Here is a 15,943-nt window from a genome sequence, read left to right on the forward strand (position 1 = left end):
AACCGGGGGCCACCCGCAGGTGCACAGCCTGCGACTGCTCCTCCGACGCGGCGTGCCGAGCGATACGACTGCTCCTCCGATACAACGTGTGGCGGTAGCCTGACTGCAGCGACCCCATGCTGCCTACACGGAGGATCCATCCATGCGCCTTGCCATTTTGGACGATTACCAGTCTGTCGCCCGGGACTATGCGCCCTGGGAGCAGCTTGCAGCGGACGGCGTCGAAGCCGCGTTTTTCGACCGGCCCTTCAAGGACGGGGACGACGCCGTAGCCAGCCTGGGTCGCTTCGACATCATCATCGCCATGCGGGAGCGGACCGCCTTCGGGCGCGATGTCCTGGCGCAGCTACCAGGACTGAAACTCCTGGTGACCACCGGCATGGCGAACCAGTCCATTGACCTTCGGGCGGCCGAGGAGCTGGGCGTGGCGGTGTGCGGGACCGGCGGCTCGCCGACTGCCGCCCCGGAACTGACCTGGGGCCTGCTGCTCTCGCTGGCCCGCAGCATTCCGCTCGAAGACCGGCGGCTGCGCGACGGGCGCTGGCAGTCCACGGTCGGCTTCGAGCTCGCGGGCAAGACGCTGGGCGTCCTCGGCCTGGGCAAAATCGGGCGCCGCGTCACCGCCTACGGACAGGCCTTCGGCATGAATGTCATCGCATGGAGTCCCAACCTCACTGACGAAGCCGCCGCCAGCGCCGGCGTCAGGAAGGTCAGCAAGGAGGCGCTCTTCCGGGAATCAGACGTTGTTTCAGTGCATGTGCGCCTCTCGGAGCGCTCCCGCGGCGTGGTGGGCGAGGAGGAACTACGTCTCCTGGGGCCGGCGGGAGTGCTGGTCAACACCGCCCGCGGACCCCTCGTCGATGAGGACGCCCTTATCCGGGGACTGAAAGAAGGCTGGCTCGGCGGGGCCGCTCTCGATGTCTATGACCTGGAGCCGTTGCCCGCCGGCCACCGCCTGCTGTCCGCGCCGCGGACCGTCCTGACGCCACATCTGGGCTACGTGACGCAGCAAAGTTACCGGGAGTTCTACGGCGGCGCGTTCGGAGCCGTGCAGGCCTGGCTCCGGGGCACTCCTGTTCGGCTGCTGACCGGTGTGAGCCGCTGATGACCGGGCGGACCGACGTCCGCGCCGCCCTGCTCGGCGGGAAGACCTTTCGGAGCCTGAGCGAGCAGCGGCTCTCGCCGCGGGAGGAGAAATTCGAGAGGGCCCGGCAAACCCTGGGGTTCTTCCTCGCCCCTGCGGCCGCCGTGACCTTCGCACTCCTCCCGGTACCAATGGACCGGACACCGCAGCTCCTGGCCGCGGTCCTTCTGGGCGTGATCATCCTGTGGATCTGCGAACCCGTGCCCATCCCGGTGGCAGGGCTCCTGGGGGTGGCTGCCGTGGTGATCCTTGGCGTGGCCCCGGCCAGCGACGTCCTGGCACCGTTCGGTTCGACGACGATCTTCACCTTCATCGGCGCGTTCATCCTTGCCCAGGCGATGCTCAAGCACGGCATCGCACAGCGGCTCGCGTTCGCCGTCCTCTCCCTCCCGGGCGTGGCCACGTCCACCTACCGCGTGATCATCGCGTTCGGCGTCATCACCTGCCTGTTGTCCGCGTTTGTCTCCAACACGGCAACAGTGGCCATGCTCATGCCCACGGCTCTCGGCATCCTGGCGGTCATCGGCCAGCTCATGCAGGACCGGGGCATCGTCCGGGCCGACTTCGACCCGCTGCGGCTGCGGGTCGGCGCGGCCCTGATGCTCACGCTGGCCTACGGTGCCAGCGTCGGGGGCCTGCTCACGCCGGTGGGGTCGCCGCCCAACCTCATCGGCCGGGGACTCATCGAGGAAGCCACCGGGGAACGGATTTCCTTTGCCCGGTGGACTGCCGCCGCTGCTCCGCTCTGCCTGGCGATGTTCGTTGTCCTGGCCTTGGTCATGTTTCTGCTGAATCGGCCGGAAGTCCGCCGGATCGAGGGCGTCGCGGAGTACATCCGTGAGCACCGGGCTGCGCAGGGCAGGATGTCGAGGGCCGAAGTAAATACCTTGGTCGCCTTCGGTTTCACTGTCACACTGTGGCTGCTTCCGGCCCTCGTCAGCCTGGCCGCCGGCACTGACTCCGGGCTTTATGTCCTCCTAGATGACCGGCTGGACGAAGGCATCGTGGCCGTTCTCGGGGCGTCCCTGCTGTTCATCCTCCCGACGAACTGGAGGGAACGCCGTGCCACGCTCACCTGGTCCGACGCCGCCCGGATTGACTGGGGGACCATCGTCCTGTTCGGCACCGGCATCATTTTTGGTTCACTCCTGGCCGCTACAGGGCTGGCAGACACCATTGGCGCCGCGGCGTCGCGGAACCTCCCGGTCACCAACGTCCTCGCGATCACAGCGTTCTCTGCAGTCCTGGCCATCCTCATCTCCGAGACGACGAGCAACACCGCGTCTGCCGCCGTCGTGGTGCCCATCGTTATCCCGCTGTGCCTCGCGACGGGAATCGACCCGTTCGTCCCAGCGTTGGCAGCCACTTTCGCTGCCTCCTTCGGATTCATGCTGCCGGTCTCGACACCGCAAAACGCGATCGTCTACGGTTCCGGCGTCGTTCCGATCATCAGGATGATCCGCACCGGGCTGGTCTTTGACATCGTTGGTGCGCTCCTGATTATTGGCATCCTCCCGGTGATGGTGGCCATCACCGGGATCGGCAGCTAGAGGAGGCTGGCCCCGATGTCTTTCCCGATCCGGCGGAGCAGCGCCGTGGAAAGCCCGGCGTCCTTCGAAGAGTCCCGGTCGGTGTATTCGGCCAGGGTGTAGACCCGGGTCAGGGCCAGCTCGGACCATCGCTCCCTCGGGAGGAGCGAGCGGCCGGCAACAGCGATGATCGGGCGGGTTCCGGAGCGGCGGGCGACGGCGGACGGCAGTTTCCCGGCCAGGGTCTGTTCGTCGATACTGCCCTCTCCCGTGATGACAACATCGCAGCTGTCCTTGCGGGTGTTGAAGTCCAGCAGGTCCAGGAAGAAGTCAGCGCCGGAGACCTGCTCCGCCCCAAGCAACAGGCAGGCGTAGCCGATTCCGCCGGCACTTCCGGCGCCGTCATGTTCGGCCAGCATCGCGGCGTCTGTGAATCCGGCTTCCGCCATCTTGGCCACGAAGTGCTCAAGGCCCTTGTGGAGCAATGCGACGGCGTCCGGTCCGGCACCTTTTTGGGGCGCGAAGACGGCGGGTGCGCCTTGGGCTCCGAGCAGCGGGTTGTGGACGTCGCTGGCGACGATGAGTTCCGTGGCGGACAGTCCCGGGAGTTCCGTGCGGTAGACGGAGTGGATTTGTTCCAGGGTTTGCCCGCTGCCGTAGAGCTGCCGTCCTTCCGGGTCGCGGAAGCTGTAGCCGAGGGCGGTGAGCATTCCCATGCCGCCATCGGTGCTGGCGCTGCCGCCCAGGGCCAAGACAATCCTGGCGGGGTTGAGGCCCAGTGCGAAAAGGATGGCCTCGCCGAATCCGCGGCTGGAGGCGTTCAGCGGTTCCAGCTTTCCGTCCGGCAGGAGGGCGAGGCCGCAGGTGTTCGCGACCTCCACGACTGCCGTCACGCCGTCGAAAGCGATGTCTGCCTGGACGGGCTGGCCGGTGGGTCCTGCAACGGTGTAGCTTCGGCGGCTGAAGCCGGAGGTGACGGCGGCGTCAACGCTGCCGTCACCTCCGTCTGCGAGTGGAAGGATCTCGCAGTGCACCGTCCCGGCGCCGGTGGCGGAACGGAGTCCGGCGGCCAATGCGTCGGCAACTTCACCGGCGGTGAGGCTGCCCTTGAACTTGTCGGGCGCGACCAGGGTCCGCACGGTCTTCGGGGCGATGGCGTTGATCATGTCAGATGGTTTCCGAGTAGGCGGGTCGGCGGTCGGTGGAGGGGTGCTTGGGCGCGTGGTGGCCGTATTCAGCCAGGTCGTCGTCGATATCGGTGACTTCGTCCAGGTGGATCGGGTCCTCGGCGGGCATGGGTTCAACGGATTCGCCGTTGAAGACGCGGCGGACCCGGTCGGCGTCGAGTGTGCGGTCCCACCAGGCGATAAAGAGGGTGGCGACGGCGTTGCCGGTGAAGTTCACGATGGCGCGGCACTCGGACATGAACTTGTCGATGCCGAAGATGAGCATGATGCCGGCGGCCGGGATGGTGCCGAGGGTGGTGAGCGTTGCGGTGAGGGCGATGAAGCCGCCGCCCGCGACGCCGGCAGCACCCTTGGAGGTCAGGAGCATGACGGCGAGCAGGCCAAGTTGCTGGCCAATGGTCAGATCCGTGTTGGTGGCCTGTGCGATGTAGAGCGCCGCCAGGGAGAGGTAGATTGCGGCGCCGTCGAGATTGAAGCTGTAGCCGGTGGGAACAACCAGGCCGACGGTTTCTTTCTTGACACCGGCGTGCTCGAGCTTGCGCATCAGGCCGGGCAGGGCAGGTTCGGCGGTGGAGGTGCCCAGGATGAGCAGGTACTCCTCTTTGAGGTGCCGGATCATCTTGAAGATGTTCAGCCTGAGGAAGGCCATCACGGAGCCGAGGACCACCACGACGAACAGGATCGAGGTGACGTAGAAGAGGGCGATCAGCCCGCCCATGCTGGTCAGGGAGGAGACGCCGTATTTTCCGACGGCGAAAGCCATGGCGCCGAAGGCGCCCAGCGGGGCGGCCTTCATGATGAAGCCCAGGATCTTGAACATGACGCCGGTGAGGCGCTGCACGCCGTCGAGAACGGGGGCGCCCACTTTGCCCATGGCGTTCAGAGCGATGCCGAAGACGACAGCGATGAAGATGATTTGCAGGATGTTGCCCTCAACGAAGGGGGCAACGATGCTTTCCGGGATGATTTTGGTGAGGAACTGCCACCATTCCTGGTGGGCGCCGGCGTCGATGAGCTTCGCGGCGGACTCGGAGGTCTCGATGCTGTCGGCGTCGGCGTTGACGCCGTCGCCGAGCCGGAAGACGTTGATAGCTACGAGGCCGAAGATCATGGCGCAGATGGTGCCTACCTGGAAGTAGGTGAGGGCCTTGAGTCCCGTCATACCCACTTTCTTCAGGTCTGCGACGCTGGCGATACCGCCGACGATGGTGAGGAAGACGATGGGGCCGATGAGCATCTTCATCGCATCGACGAACGTGGTGCCGATGGGTTCCATGGCAACGCCTGCGGCGGGGGCCAGCCAGCCGACCAGTATGCCGATGACGATCGCTGTCAGGACCCAGAAGTACAGCTGCCGGTACCAGCGTGTCTTGGGGGCCGCTGCCGGGGTTGTCCCGGCGCTGCCGGTGGGGGTGATGTGTTCCATGATTCCTACCTCATTGTGGAATGTAGCTGGAGGGGCTTGATGATTGGGCATGGCGGAATGGACGGCGGCAGCGTGTTGAGCCGCCGTCCACTCCGGGAGTGCTTGGCCGACGGGAGCCGGCCGGTCGCGTGCTCTGGCTAGACGGCGGCCAGGGTGTGGGTAAGTGCCTCGATGATCGCTTCGGTGACGTCATCGGTGGTGGCTTCGCCGCCCACATCACGGGTCAGGTGGCCGGCGGCGGTGGTCCGCTCGATGGCGGCTTCGACCAGCCGGGCCTCCTCATGCAGGCCGAAGTGGTCCAGCATCAGGGCAGCGCTGGCGATCGCGCCGATCGGGTTGCTGATGCCCTTGCCGGCGATGTCCGGTGCGGAGCCGTGGACCGGTTCGAACATGGACGGGAAGCGGCGCTCCGGGTTCAGGTTCGCGCTGGCCGCCAGGCCCAGGCTTCCGGACAGGGCCGAGCCCAGGTCCGAGAGGATGTCCGCGTTCAAGTTCGATGCGACGACGACGGAGAGGTCCTCCGGCTTGAGGATGAACTTGGCGCTCATGGCGTCAACCAGGACGCTCTCGGTGGCCACGTCCGGGTAGTCGAGGGCCACGCGCTGGAAGGTTTCGTCCCACAGGACCATGCCGTACTGCTGGGCATTGGACTTGGTGACGGAGGAGACCTTTTTCACCGTGCGGGTCCGGGCGAGGTCGAAGGCGAAGCGCATGATGCGCTCGCAGCCCTTTTCGGTGAAGAGGGCGGTCTGCAGCGCCACCTCGTTGCCCGGGCCGCGGCCGCTGAGGTTGCGTCCGCCGAGGCCCGCGTATTCCCCTTCGCTGTTCTCGCGGACAACAATCCAGTCAAGCTCGGTGTTGTCAGCCTTGCGGAGCGGAGACTGGATGCCGGGGAGGAACTTGACCGGGCGGATGTTGGCCCACTGGTCGAAGTTCTGCGTGATGTTCAGCCGCAGGCCCCAGAGGCTGATGTGGTCCGGGACGTTCTCCCAGCCGACGGCGCCGAAGTAGATGGCGTCGAAGTCCTTGAGGGCTTCAAGTCCCTTGGGATCCATCATCTGGCCGGTCTTTTCGTAGTAGCCGCAGCCCCAGGGGAACTCGGTCCAGTCAAAGGCGAACTTGCCGTTGGAGTTCGCTGCCAGGGCCTCCAGGACGCGGCGGCCGGCAGAGACGACTTCCTTGCCCACGCCGTCCGCGGGGATTGAAGCGATGCTGAATTTCTGGGTGGCGCTCATGTGCCTACCTCCTCGTTGAGTCTGTTAGCAGCGTCACACTGCCTTCCTCTTCAAGTAGACGGCCTGGGTGTAGTGGGCGTCCAAGACCAAGATTCGATACGGCAAATAGGCTCAGCCTATTGATTCCCTCCATCGATTGCTCCGCTAGCGCCGTTCTGGGCCCTCAAAACGGCGCTAGCGGAGCAGTGGATCGGTTTCGGCAGGTATGTGCAGCTCAGCCACCTTGAGGAACGCACGTGCCGCGGGCGTCAGGTCTTCCTTCCGGCTGAGTATTGCCACATCAAGGGTGGACACGGGTTCGATGAGCAGGGTGCGCAGCCCGGCCTTGTGCGCGGTGGGCGCCCAGGAGGAGGGCATCACGGCATGGCCCACTCCGGCGAGTACCAGCGGCAGGATGGAGGTCCGGTGGGCGACCTCGACGACGATCTCCGCGTTGACGCCGCGCGCCAGCGCGTCGTCCACCAGCCACCGCATCAGCGACCCGCGCTGGCTGGCGACCAGCCGGTGACCGCCGAGGTCCTCCCGCTCGATGGCTGTGCCCGGATTGAACGTGTCAGCCTGCGGGTTCACGATCAGGATCAGCGGCTGGCGTTCCAGCTCCAGGACCTGCACCCCGGGGACCCGGATGGGCGTTGAGGAACCTGCCAGCCCGATTTCGGTGCTGCCGGTTCGGACGGATTCGATGACCTCCTCGGGCGTGAACGCGGCGCTGACGTTGAGCCGGACCGAGGGATGCATCCGGGTGAACCCCGCGATCATCGAGGTCAGGGGTTCGATCCCCGGGGAGGGCATGGTGATGATGTCCAGCCTGCCGCTGCGCACCCCGCGGAGTGCCTGCACTGCGGACTGTGCGGCATCAAGGTCCCGCATCACCAGGCGCGCTGGCCCCACGAGTTCCCTGCCCGCTTCGCTGAGCACCGCCCGCCGGCCGATGCGGTGGAAGAGCGGCACTCCGAGGTCCTTCTCCAAGCCGGCGATGGTCTGGGACAGCGAAGGCTGGGCGATCAACAGATGCTCTGCAGCGCGGTTGAATCCGTCGTGGTCCACAACGGCGAGAAAATACTTCAGCTTTCGCGTGTCCACTCCGGCCCCTTCGCTGATTCGGCCTGGACAGCCCGGGCCGTGACACAATCGAGCATGCCGTATCCGCAGCTCCGGCTCAATCTCGATGCCCTTGACAACAACATCCGCGTCATGGCGGCCTGGTGCCGGGACCGGCAGGTGGATCTGGCGCCACACGTGAAGACCACCATGTCCGCCCCGATCATCACCCGCCAACTGGCCGCCGGTGCCGTCGGCGTGACCGTCGCCACCGTGGACCAGGTGGCCGCGGCGCTGGACTGGGGCCACCAGCAGGTTCTCATCGCCAATGAGGTGGTGGACCGGGAGGGCCTGGCAAGGCTTCGCAGCTGGTTGGATGAAGACCCCGGGCGCGAAATCCGCTGTTTCGTCGACTCCGCTGCCGGCATCACCGCAGCGGCGCAGGTGTTCACCGGGGAAGCGGGCCCGCCCCTGGAAGTGCTGCTCGACGTCGGAACGCCGGGCGGGCGCACGGGAGTGCGGAACCTCCACGATGCTGTCCGCCTTGCCGAACTGGTCCGCGCCGAGCCGGGCCTCAGGCTCGTTGGAGTGGCCGGCTACGAAGGCGTGGTGCCCAACAGCAGGGCGGACGAGACCGTTGCCGCCGTCGACCGGCACTGCCGCCTGGTGCGGGACATCTATCTGGAAGCCGTGCCGTTTTTTGAAACGCCCCGGCCCGTCTACTCCATGGGCGGCTCCGCGTTCCCGGACCGTGTGGCGGACTACCTTCCGGACGCCGGCCACGTGCCCGGAACGCGGCGGATCCTCCGATCGGGTTGCTACGTCACCCACGATCACGGCACGTACGCGGGCGTCAGCCCCGTGCCCGGTCTGATCCCGGCCCTGACTGTCCGCGCCGTCGTGCTGTCAATCCCCGAAGCAGGCATGGCCGTCGTCGGCGCCGGCAAGCGCGACCTTCCCTACGACGCCGGACTGCCGGTGGTCCTGTCCGCCCAGACCGCTGACGGCGCCCCAAGGGTCGGTGCGGCGGCTTCAGTGCGCAACCTCTTCGACCACCACGCAGTCCTCACCGGAGTGTCCGGCCTGGACGTCACGGACATGGTGGACTTCGGCATCTCCCATCCCTGCTCGGCCTTCGACCGCTGGCCCGAATACGTGGTCACCGACGGACAGGGACGGGACATCGATGTGTGGCACACGGATTTCCACCGGTCCTCTTTGGACGCTGTCCGCGTGGGGATCACCCGGCGATGATGCCGCCCAGGTTCCGGTACTTTGCCAGCCGCCGGGGGAGCAGCTCGTTCATCCCGGCGGCGGACAGGGCGGCGAGCTCGTACTCTATGGCCCGTCCCATGCGCAGGCAGAATGCCCTTGACTCAAGGGAAGCGTCGCCGTGGTCGGCGTGGCCGCGTTCGTCCACGATGTGCTCCACCAAGCCGGCGGCGTAGAGGGCTGCCACGTTGACGCCCTGGGCTTCGGACATGGCCGGGGCAAAAGCGGTGCTCCGGTGGACGATGGCGGACGCGCCTTCGGGCGGCAGCGGGGACAGCCATGCATGCCGGGCGGCGATGGTGCGGTCCGCGGGCAGGAGGGCCAGCGCCCCGCCCCCGGCACCCTGGCCCAGCAGTACGGACACGGTAGGGGAATGCAATCCAATCAGGTCGTGCAGTGACCGGGCAATCTCGCCGGCCAGCCCGCCTTCCTCGGCCTCCTTGGACAAGGCCGCGCCGCCGGTGTCGATGACCGTGAGCAACGGCAGCCCCAGCTCTTCGGCGAGCCGCATCCCGCGACGTGCTTCCCGGAGCGACGCCGGTCCCATGGCGGTCTGCCGTGCGGGCCTGGGCCGGGTGTGGCCGATGACCACGCAGGATTCCTGGCCGAAGCGTGCCAGGGCAAGCTGAAGCCCGGGGTCTTTTTCCCCCTGACCTGTGCCGTTCAGCGGGAGGACGTCCCGGGCCCCGTAGGCCAGGAGCTGCCGCAGGTCCGGCCGGCGGGGATTGCGGGAGATTTCGATCGATTCCCAGGCGCCGGTGTCGGACGGCTTGACTGAGAGGGTCTTCGGCGGCGCGAGCTGCGGGTGCGGACCGCTGACCAGCATGCCCAGGGCGCGGTCGACGACGTCGGACAGTTGCGCCGGAGGGACCACGGCGTCGATGAGGCCTTTGTCGAAGAGGTTTTCAGCGACCTGAACGTTCTCCGGAAACGGCGTGCCGTGCAGCGCCTCGTAGACGCGCGGTCCAAGGAATCCAAGCAGGGCGCCGGGTTCGGCCACGGTGATATGGCCGAGGGATCCCCACGACGCCATGACCCCTCCGGTGGTGGGGTGCCTGAGGTACACGAGATAGGGGAGCCCGGCCTGGCGGTGCGCGCGGACGGCGGCACTGATTTTCACCATGGACAGGAAGGCGATGGTGCCTTCCTGCATGCGGGTGCCGCCCGACGCCGGGCCGGCCAGGAGCGGCAGGCCCTCCCGGGTGGCCCGTTCGACGGCGGTGACGATGCGCTCCGCTGCGGCCAGCCCGATGGACCCGGCGAGGAACCGGAACTCGCTGACGATGACAGCCACACGCCGGCCGCGGATGAGGCCTTCACCGGTGATGACGGATTCGTCCACTCCTGTCCTGGCACGTGCGGCTGCCAGTTCCTCCTGGTACTCGGGTCCGGCATCGGGATCAACCACCGGAGCGTCCCAGCTCAGGTAGGAACCCGGGTCGAGCACCGCGGTGATGAGTTCGGCGGCGTCGAGGTGCCCGACCTTCTGTTCTGTCAGCATGGTCAGCGCACTTCCTGCTCCGGGCCGGCGGGGGTGCCGTTTGCGCCGGCGGGCAGCAGTCCGAGCCACTGCCGGATCTGTTCGCCGTCCTGGTCCAGCAGCGGCGGGGCGGTGTGCGCCGTGAGGGTCGTTTCGGCGGTGTCCGCTGCGCTGAAAAACCGCAGCGGTGGACCGGGCAGGCTCACGCTGCCCAGGATCTTGTGGTCGACGTCGATCACCAGCCCCTGGGAATGGACCTGCTCCCAGGCATAGACCTCGTCCAGCGTCCGGACCTTGCCGGCCGGTATGCCGGCTTCGTTGAGCTTTGTGAGCAGTTCCCCGGCCTCGTAATCGGAGAACGCCAACTCCACTTCTTCAATGACTTTCTCGCGGTTGCGCACCCGGTCCGCGTTGCTGGCGAATTCCGGCCGTGCTCCGTCGATTCCGAAGGCGGAGGCGAAGGTGTTCCAGAGCTTTTCGCTTCCCACGCTGATCTGGACCTTCCCCTGCCGGCAGTGGAACAGGCCGTAGGGGGCGATGGAGGGGTGGTGGTTGCCCTGGGCTTTCGGAACCTCGCCGGCCACAGTGGCCCGGGTGCCCTGGAAGGCGTGCACACCGATAAGGGCCGCAAGCAGTGAGGTGCGGACGATCTGGCCCTGCCCGGTCCGTTCGCGCTGCAGCAGAGCCGCCAGGGTGCCGAAGGCGCCATACATGCCGGACAAGAGGTCGGCGATGGGCACACCCACCCGCTGGGGGTCCTCGGGCCCCGAACCCGTCAGGGACATCAGCCCGGCTTCGCCTTGCAGGATCTGGTCATAGCCGCTGCGCCGGGATTCCGGGCCGTCATGCCCGAATCCGGTGATCGACAGGATCACCAAGGCGGGGTTGAGCGCGTGCATTTCAGCGGCGGAGAAACCCAGCCGGTCCAGGACGCCGGGGCGGAAGTTCTCGATCACGACGTCGGCGCGTTCCAGCAGTTCGCGCAGGACTGTCCGCCCGTCGTCGCTCTTCAGGTCCAGGGCGATGGATTCCTTGTTCCGGTTGCAGGACAGGAAGTAGGTGGCCTGCGGATCATCCTCAGGCCCGACAAAGGGCGGGCCCCAGCCGCGGGTGTCGTCCCCGGTGCCGGGGTTTTCGACCTTGATGACCCGGGCTCCGAGATCGGCCAGCATCATGCCGGCATGCGGGCCGGCCAGGGCGCGGCTCAGGTCCACCACAAGGTAGCCCGAGAGCGGGCCGTCGGTCCGCGTCGTGGATTCAGTGCTCTTCATGGGAGTTCCTTTTGTTGAATATGGATGCCTGGGTTGCAGCGGCGGGGTTGGGTGGCGGCCCTTACAGCCAGCCCGGGACCACCATGACCAGCCAGGCGATGGCGGGACCGGCCACGACGACGATGCCGCTGTAGGCCAGGATCTGCTTGTAGAACCGGTCCTTGTCCACGTCTTCGGGCGCGTTGGCAAGCACCAGTGCGCCGTTGGTGGAGAACGGCGAGACGTCAACGATCGTCGAGGCGACGGCGAGGGCGGCGATGACGCCCACCGCGCCGATTTCGCCGGTGGCCAGGAAGGGTACGGCCAGCGGGATGAGGGCTGCGAGGATGGCGGTGGAGGAGGCGAAGGCCGAAACGACGCCGCCGATGTAGCAGATCAGCAGGGCGGCGAGCAGCGGCATGCCGAGCTGGGCTACGCCGTCGGAAACGAACTTGATGGTGCCGGCTTCCTCGAGGACGCCCACGAAGGTGAGCATGCCGCAGATGAGAAGGACGGTAGACCAGCTGATCTTGTTCACAGCGCCCTTCTGGGCGGCCGGGGACACCAGGGCCAGGACGATGGCGATCGTGATGGAGACGAAGCCGACGTCCACCTTGAAGCCGAGCGAGATGACAGCGAGGGCGATCAGGCCCAGGATGGTGACGAGCTGGGGGATATTGGCGCGGGCCCCGTTCGCGGAGACGCCTGCTTGATCCGCTGCAGGCGCTCCGGAGCCGCCCGAAGTGCCCTTGGCCGAAACGCCGGCCGGGGAGATGTCCGAGCCGGAGCCCTGCAGGGTGACGCCGGCTGCGCGGGCGCCGACGCTGACGGACATCCGCGTTTCAGCGGCCTGTTCCACTACCCGGCCGGCTTTGGTGGACCGGAACCTGCCGCCGCCGAGGACGAGCGACAGCACCACCGCGATGGCCAGGTTGAACAGGAAGCTGGCCAGGAAGATGGCCATGGGGCTGGCTTCGAGGTCGGTCTTGCCGATAATGCCGTTGACCGTCACGCCGTAGACGGCGATGGGGGAGAAGCCGCCGGCCTGGGCGCCGTGGATGACCATCATGCCCATCATGAGCGGGTTGATCTTGTGCTTGGCGGCAAAGCTGAGGGCGATCGGCGCGATGATGGCGACAGCGGCGGGGGACAATGCGCCGACGGCGGTGATCAGCGCGGTGATGGCGAACATGACCCAGGGGATCAGCGCCACTTTGTTGCCTACCAGCCGGACGGCGCCGCGCACCAGGAGGTCAATGGTGCCGTTGTTTTGTGCGATGGCGAAGAGGTACGTGACGCCGACGATGGTCAGGAAAAGGCCGCCGGGGAAATTGGCCAGGATGTCGTTGGTGGACATGCCGAGGACGACCGACCCCAGCAGGAACGCCCCTACGAAAGCCAGGGCGCCCATGTTGAGGGGCAGCACCGTGGCCAGCAGGAACATCACCGCCAGGATGATGATGGACAGGACGGGAGCGGACATCGTTGTTCCTCCGGATCAGGGGTTGGTGTGACGTGGATTACTGGCTCACTGGCCTAGCCTCCTAGACACTAGGTGTCTTTGTCAATAGTTCTTCGGTAGGCTTGGGGTCAGGACGTCGCCGGAAGGACGCGCAATGCCAAAGAAGACAGCAACGCAACAGATCTCCAGGGTCTCGCGGCCGCGGCTCTATGAGCAGCTCGTGGAGCAGCTCATGGACTTCATTGAGGCCGCCGAGCTGGGGCCAGGGGACACCCTGCCGGCAGAGCGTGAGCTGGCCGAGCGGCTGGGGGTCTCCCGCGCAACGCTGGCGCAGGCCCTGGTGGCGCTTGAAGTTCTTGGCGTGATCGATGTCCAGCACGGCACCGGGGCCGTGCTGGTCTACCGGCCCAATGTTCCGTCCGTGATCAAGGGGCTGCGCGAACACCGCAGCAGGCTTCCGGAGATCGTTGAAGCGCGGAGCACGCTCGAGGTCAAGCTTGCCGAACTGGCCGCGGCCCGGCGCAGCGAGGCGGACATGAAGGCCATCGACAAGGCCCTCGATGCGATGGCTGAGGAGGTTGCCTCAGGCGGCCGGGGCGCGCATGGCGACGAACTGTTCCATCAGGCCGTAACCGCCGCCGCACACTCCGCGGTGCTCGCTCAGCTCATGACGTTCATCGCCGGGATGGTGCTGGAGACCCGGCTCGAGTCGCTCGGGCAGCCGGGCCGCCCGGAGCAGTCACTCGCATCCCACCGCAAGATTGCTGACGCCATCAGGGCGCAGGATTCTGCTGGTGCGGCCGCGGCAATGCTGGAGCACATCGAACTCGTCTCGGATGTGGCCCTGCTGAAGAACTCCTAGGCCGCCCCGCGGGGGGCGGCCCGCTGGGGCCCGGACGGCGGGCGAGGTGTGGCAAATACTTGCAGGTTCAACTAACCGGCTGTACGGTTAACTTCAACCTTCAAGTAATTTGCAACCCTTACCGAATGCTGAGGCCAAGATGACCGTTGTGTCCGAGCCCTTCACGCCGCTTGCTGTGGCAGTAGCCGCCGCTGCCATCCGCAGCAGGGTTACCGTACCGCTGCGCTTCCCCGACGGGTTCGTGTCCACGGCAGAGGTGCTGACGTTTCACGGGCTTGCCGACGGCAAGGAACACCTGCTGCTCGCCCTGGGCGCCTGGGAGCAGGCGCTGCTTGATACGGATGTGCAAGATCCGGCGATGCCTGGCGCAGGCCCGCTGGTCCGGCTGCACAGCGAATGCCTGACCGGCGACGTGTTCGGCAGCCAGCGCTGTGACTGCGGTCCGCAGCTGCGGGAAGCGGTGGAGGAAATCAGCGCCACCGGAGGGTTCCTCCTCTACCTCCGCCAGGAAGGCCGCGGCATCGGCCTGTACCCGAAGCTGGACGCCTACGCCCTGCAGGACACCGGTCTTGACACCTACGAGGCGAATCGTGCCCTGGGCCATGGCGACGATGAGCGCGACTACACGGCAGCTGCCCAGATGCTGGGCGCCATCGGGGCCACCACCGTCCGCCTGCTCACCAACAACCCGGACAAAGCAGCCCAGCTCCGCGTCCTGGGCATCGGCGTCACAGAGCAGGTCCCCACCGGGGTTCACCTCTCGCCGGCCAACCGCGGTTACCTGGCCACCAAGCGGGACCACACGGCGCATACCCTCGACCTTGCGCCCGCTGACCTTCCAAGCGATGAGGAGATGCTGGCCCGCGTCGACGCGCTCGTGCCACGCCTGCGGGAGCGGGCCGAGGAAACCGAGCGGATCCGCCGCCTTCCGGACGCCACGATGGCGGATTTGAAGGAGGCGGATGTCTTCCGTGTGCTCTCGCCGAAGGCCGTTGGTGGCTTCGGCATGGGCGTGGAAACATACGTTGAGGTTGTGCGTCGGGTCGGCCGGGGATGCCCCTCCACAGCGTGGACCGTCGGGCACCTTATTGAGCATGTCTGGATGCTCTCCCGTTGGCCGCGTGACGTCCAGGACGACGTCTTCGCCGACGGACCGGCACCTCTGGCCGCCGCCACCGGCGCCCCCGTCGGGCAGGCGGTCAAAGTTCCGGGAGGCTACTCCATTACGGGCCGTTGGACCTTTGCCTCGGGCGTGATGCATTCGGAGTGGGCGCTGCTGGCCGTGCAGCACGGGGACGCCCGCCTGCAGTGCCTGGTTCCCATGTCCGACGTCGAACTGCTGGACGTCTGGCATACCGCCGGCCTGAGGGGAACGGGCAGCAACGATATCCAGGCGGAGGGGCTTTTTGTTCCGGAGTATCGGACGCTTGACTGGGCGTTGCTGAGCGCCGCTGACAATCCCGGCAGCCGGATCCATCCGGATCCGATCATCCACACACCCCTGGCCACGCTGCTGAACCTGGTGGCACCCGCCGCCGCCCTGGGGGCGGCCGAGCACGCCGTCGAATTGTTCCGCGAACGCGTTCTGGTGCGCAAAGTCAAGAACACGGCTGAAAACCGGCAGGCTGATTCGCCCCTTGCACAGGCGCGGTTCTCGCACGCTTACGGGCTCGTTGCCACGGCTCGTTTGCAGTGGGATGAAGCGGTCCGGGTAATAACTGCCTCCCATCAGCGACGGCCCATGGCAATGACGGACCACGAGCGGGCACAATTCCGGCTCGCGCTCGCCCTCAGCGGCAAGGCGTCGGCCGACGCGGTTCGCCACATCATGGCAGGATCGGGCGGGAGCGCGCACCGCCTGTCCCATCCGCTCCAGCGCATCCAACGCGACGTTGACGTTCTGCTCAACCACCCGACGCTGACCCTGGACCCGATCCTTGAACAGGCGGGCCGCGGCCTGCTGGGCCTGGGGTTCACGGTTTCAGCGTTTTGACGGGTTGAAGGTTTTGACGGGTTGAAGGGGGCCACGGCCCGGCGTAAAGTCCATCGGACCAC

The 15,943-nt window shown here is 66.8% G+C and carries 12 protein-coding genes; 5 read left to right on the forward strand and 7 right to left on the reverse strand.

The window, feature by feature from the left end:
* Positions 1 to 142 precede the first annotated feature (142 nt).
* Positions 143 to 1,105: a D-2-hydroxyacid dehydrogenase family protein gene (locus tag RW112_RS10350; RefSeq protein ID WP_317781690.1), complete on the forward strand. Its 963-nt coding sequence runs from the start codon at positions 143 to 145 to the stop codon at positions 1,103 to 1,105.
* Positions 1,105 to 2,694, forward strand: coding sequence for a DASS family sodium-coupled anion symporter (locus RW112_RS10355; protein WP_317781691.1), 1,590 nt, complete (start codon positions 1,105 to 1,107; stop codon positions 2,692 to 2,694). Before RW112_RS10350 ends, RW112_RS10355 begins: the two co-directional genes overlap by 1 nt.
* Here the strand turns inward: RW112_RS10355 and RW112_RS10360 are convergent.
* The 4 genes from RW112_RS10360 to RW112_RS10375 form a co-directional block, all read right to left on the reverse strand.
* Complete coding sequence (locus RW112_RS10360) at positions 2,691 to 3,839, reverse strand: glycerate kinase (protein ID WP_317781692.1); 1,149 nt, start codon at positions 3,837 to 3,839, stop codon at positions 2,691 to 2,693. The genes RW112_RS10355 and RW112_RS10360 overlap by 4 nt on opposite strands.
* A 1-nt stretch (position 3,840) precedes the next feature.
* Entirely contained in the window at positions 3,841 to 5,286 is a 1,446-nt protein-coding gene (gene dctA / locus RW112_RS10365; protein ID WP_317781693.1) for a C4-dicarboxylate transporter DctA, read from the reverse strand.
* 137 nt (positions 5,287 to 5,423) lie between these two features.
* Positions 5,424 to 6,521 (reverse strand): tartrate dehydrogenase, encoded by a 1,098-nt coding sequence (locus RW112_RS10370; RefSeq protein WP_317781694.1) that lies wholly within the window; start codon positions 6,519 to 6,521, stop codon positions 5,424 to 5,426.
* A gap of 174 nt (positions 6,522 to 6,695) precedes the next feature.
* The gene (locus RW112_RS10375; RefSeq protein ID WP_317781695.1) at positions 6,696 to 7,604 is read right to left on the reverse strand and encodes a LysR family transcriptional regulator; all 909 of its coding nucleotides are present in this window, start codon (positions 7,602 to 7,604) and stop codon (positions 6,696 to 6,698) included.
* A gap of 54 nt (positions 7,605 to 7,658) precedes the next feature.
* Between RW112_RS10375 and RW112_RS10380 the strand changes: the two genes are divergently transcribed.
* The gene (locus RW112_RS10380; protein ID WP_317781696.1) at positions 7,659 to 8,816 is read left to right on the forward strand and encodes an alanine racemase; all 1,158 of its coding nucleotides are present in this window, start codon (positions 7,659 to 7,661) and stop codon (positions 8,814 to 8,816) included.
* Here the strand turns inward: RW112_RS10380 and RW112_RS10385 are convergent.
* The 3 genes from RW112_RS10385 to RW112_RS10395 form a co-directional block, all read right to left on the reverse strand.
* Complete coding sequence (locus RW112_RS10385) at positions 8,803 to 10,335, reverse strand: carboxyl transferase domain-containing protein (protein WP_317781697.1); 1,533 nt, start codon at positions 10,333 to 10,335, stop codon at positions 8,803 to 8,805. The genes RW112_RS10380 and RW112_RS10385 overlap by 14 nt on opposite strands.
* A gap of 2 nt (positions 10,336 to 10,337) precedes the next feature.
* On the reverse strand, positions 10,338 to 11,585 hold the full coding sequence (locus RW112_RS10390; RefSeq protein WP_317781698.1) for a CoA transferase: 1,248 nt from the start codon (positions 11,583 to 11,585) through the stop codon (positions 10,338 to 10,340).
* Between the two features lie 61 nt (positions 11,586 to 11,646).
* Entirely contained in the window at positions 11,647 to 13,047 is a 1,401-nt protein-coding gene (locus RW112_RS10395) for an SLC13 family permease (RefSeq protein WP_317781699.1), read from the reverse strand.
* A gap of 133 nt (positions 13,048 to 13,180) precedes the next feature.
* Between RW112_RS10395 and RW112_RS10400 the strand changes: the two genes are divergently transcribed.
* Positions 13,181 to 13,888, forward strand: coding sequence for a FadR/GntR family transcriptional regulator (locus RW112_RS10400; RefSeq protein ID WP_305940940.1), 708 nt, complete (start codon positions 13,181 to 13,183; stop codon positions 13,886 to 13,888).
* Positions 13,889 to 14,027: 139 nt separating this feature from the next.
* Positions 14,028 to 15,881, forward strand: a complete 1,854-nt coding sequence (gene ribA, locus RW112_RS10405) for a GTP cyclohydrolase II RibA (protein WP_317781700.1) — start codon at positions 14,028 to 14,030, stop codon at positions 15,879 to 15,881.
* Positions 15,882 to 15,943 lie beyond the last annotated feature (62 nt).

Source organism: Arthrobacter sp. B10-11 (assembly GCF_033142195.1).
In the GTDB taxonomy this organism is placed as follows: Bacteria; Actinomycetota; Actinomycetes; order Actinomycetales; family Micrococcaceae; genus Arthrobacter; species Arthrobacter oryzae_C.

Coding starts and splice junctions, on each gene's coding strand:
- RW112_RS10350 (WP_317781690.1), top strand. CDS start 143: ATGCGCCTTGCCATTTTGGACGATTACCAGTCTGTCGCCCGGGACTAT.
- RW112_RS10355 (WP_317781691.1), top strand. CDS start 1,105: ATGACCGGGCGGACCGACGTCCGCGCCGCCCTGCTCGGCGGGAAGACC.
- RW112_RS10360 (WP_317781692.1), bottom strand. CDS start 3,839: ATGATCAACGCCATCGCCCCGAAGACCGTGCGGACCCTGGTCGCGCCC.
- dctA (WP_317781693.1), bottom strand. CDS start 5,286: ATGGAACACATCACCCCCACCGGCAGCGCCGGGACAACCCCGGCAGCG.
- RW112_RS10370 (WP_317781694.1), bottom strand. CDS start 6,521: ATGAGCGCCACCCAGAAATTCAGCATCGCTTCAATCCCCGCGGACGGC.
- RW112_RS10380 (WP_317781696.1), top strand. CDS start 7,659: ATGCCGTATCCGCAGCTCCGGCTCAATCTCGATGCCCTTGACAACAAC.
- RW112_RS10385 (WP_317781697.1), bottom strand. CDS start 10,335: ATGCTGACAGAACAGAAGGTCGGGCACCTCGACGCCGCCGAACTCATC.
- RW112_RS10390 (WP_317781698.1), bottom strand. CDS start 11,585: ATGAAGAGCACTGAATCCACGACGCGGACCGACGGCCCGCTCTCGGGC.
- RW112_RS10395 (WP_317781699.1), bottom strand. CDS start 13,047: ATGTCCGCTCCCGTCCTGTCCATCATCATCCTGGCGGTGATGTTCCTG.
- RW112_RS10400 (WP_305940940.1), top strand. CDS start 13,181: ATGCCAAAGAAGACAGCAACGCAACAGATCTCCAGGGTCTCGCGGCCG.
- ribA (WP_317781700.1), top strand. CDS start 14,028: ATGACCGTTGTGTCCGAGCCCTTCACGCCGCTTGCTGTGGCAGTAGCC.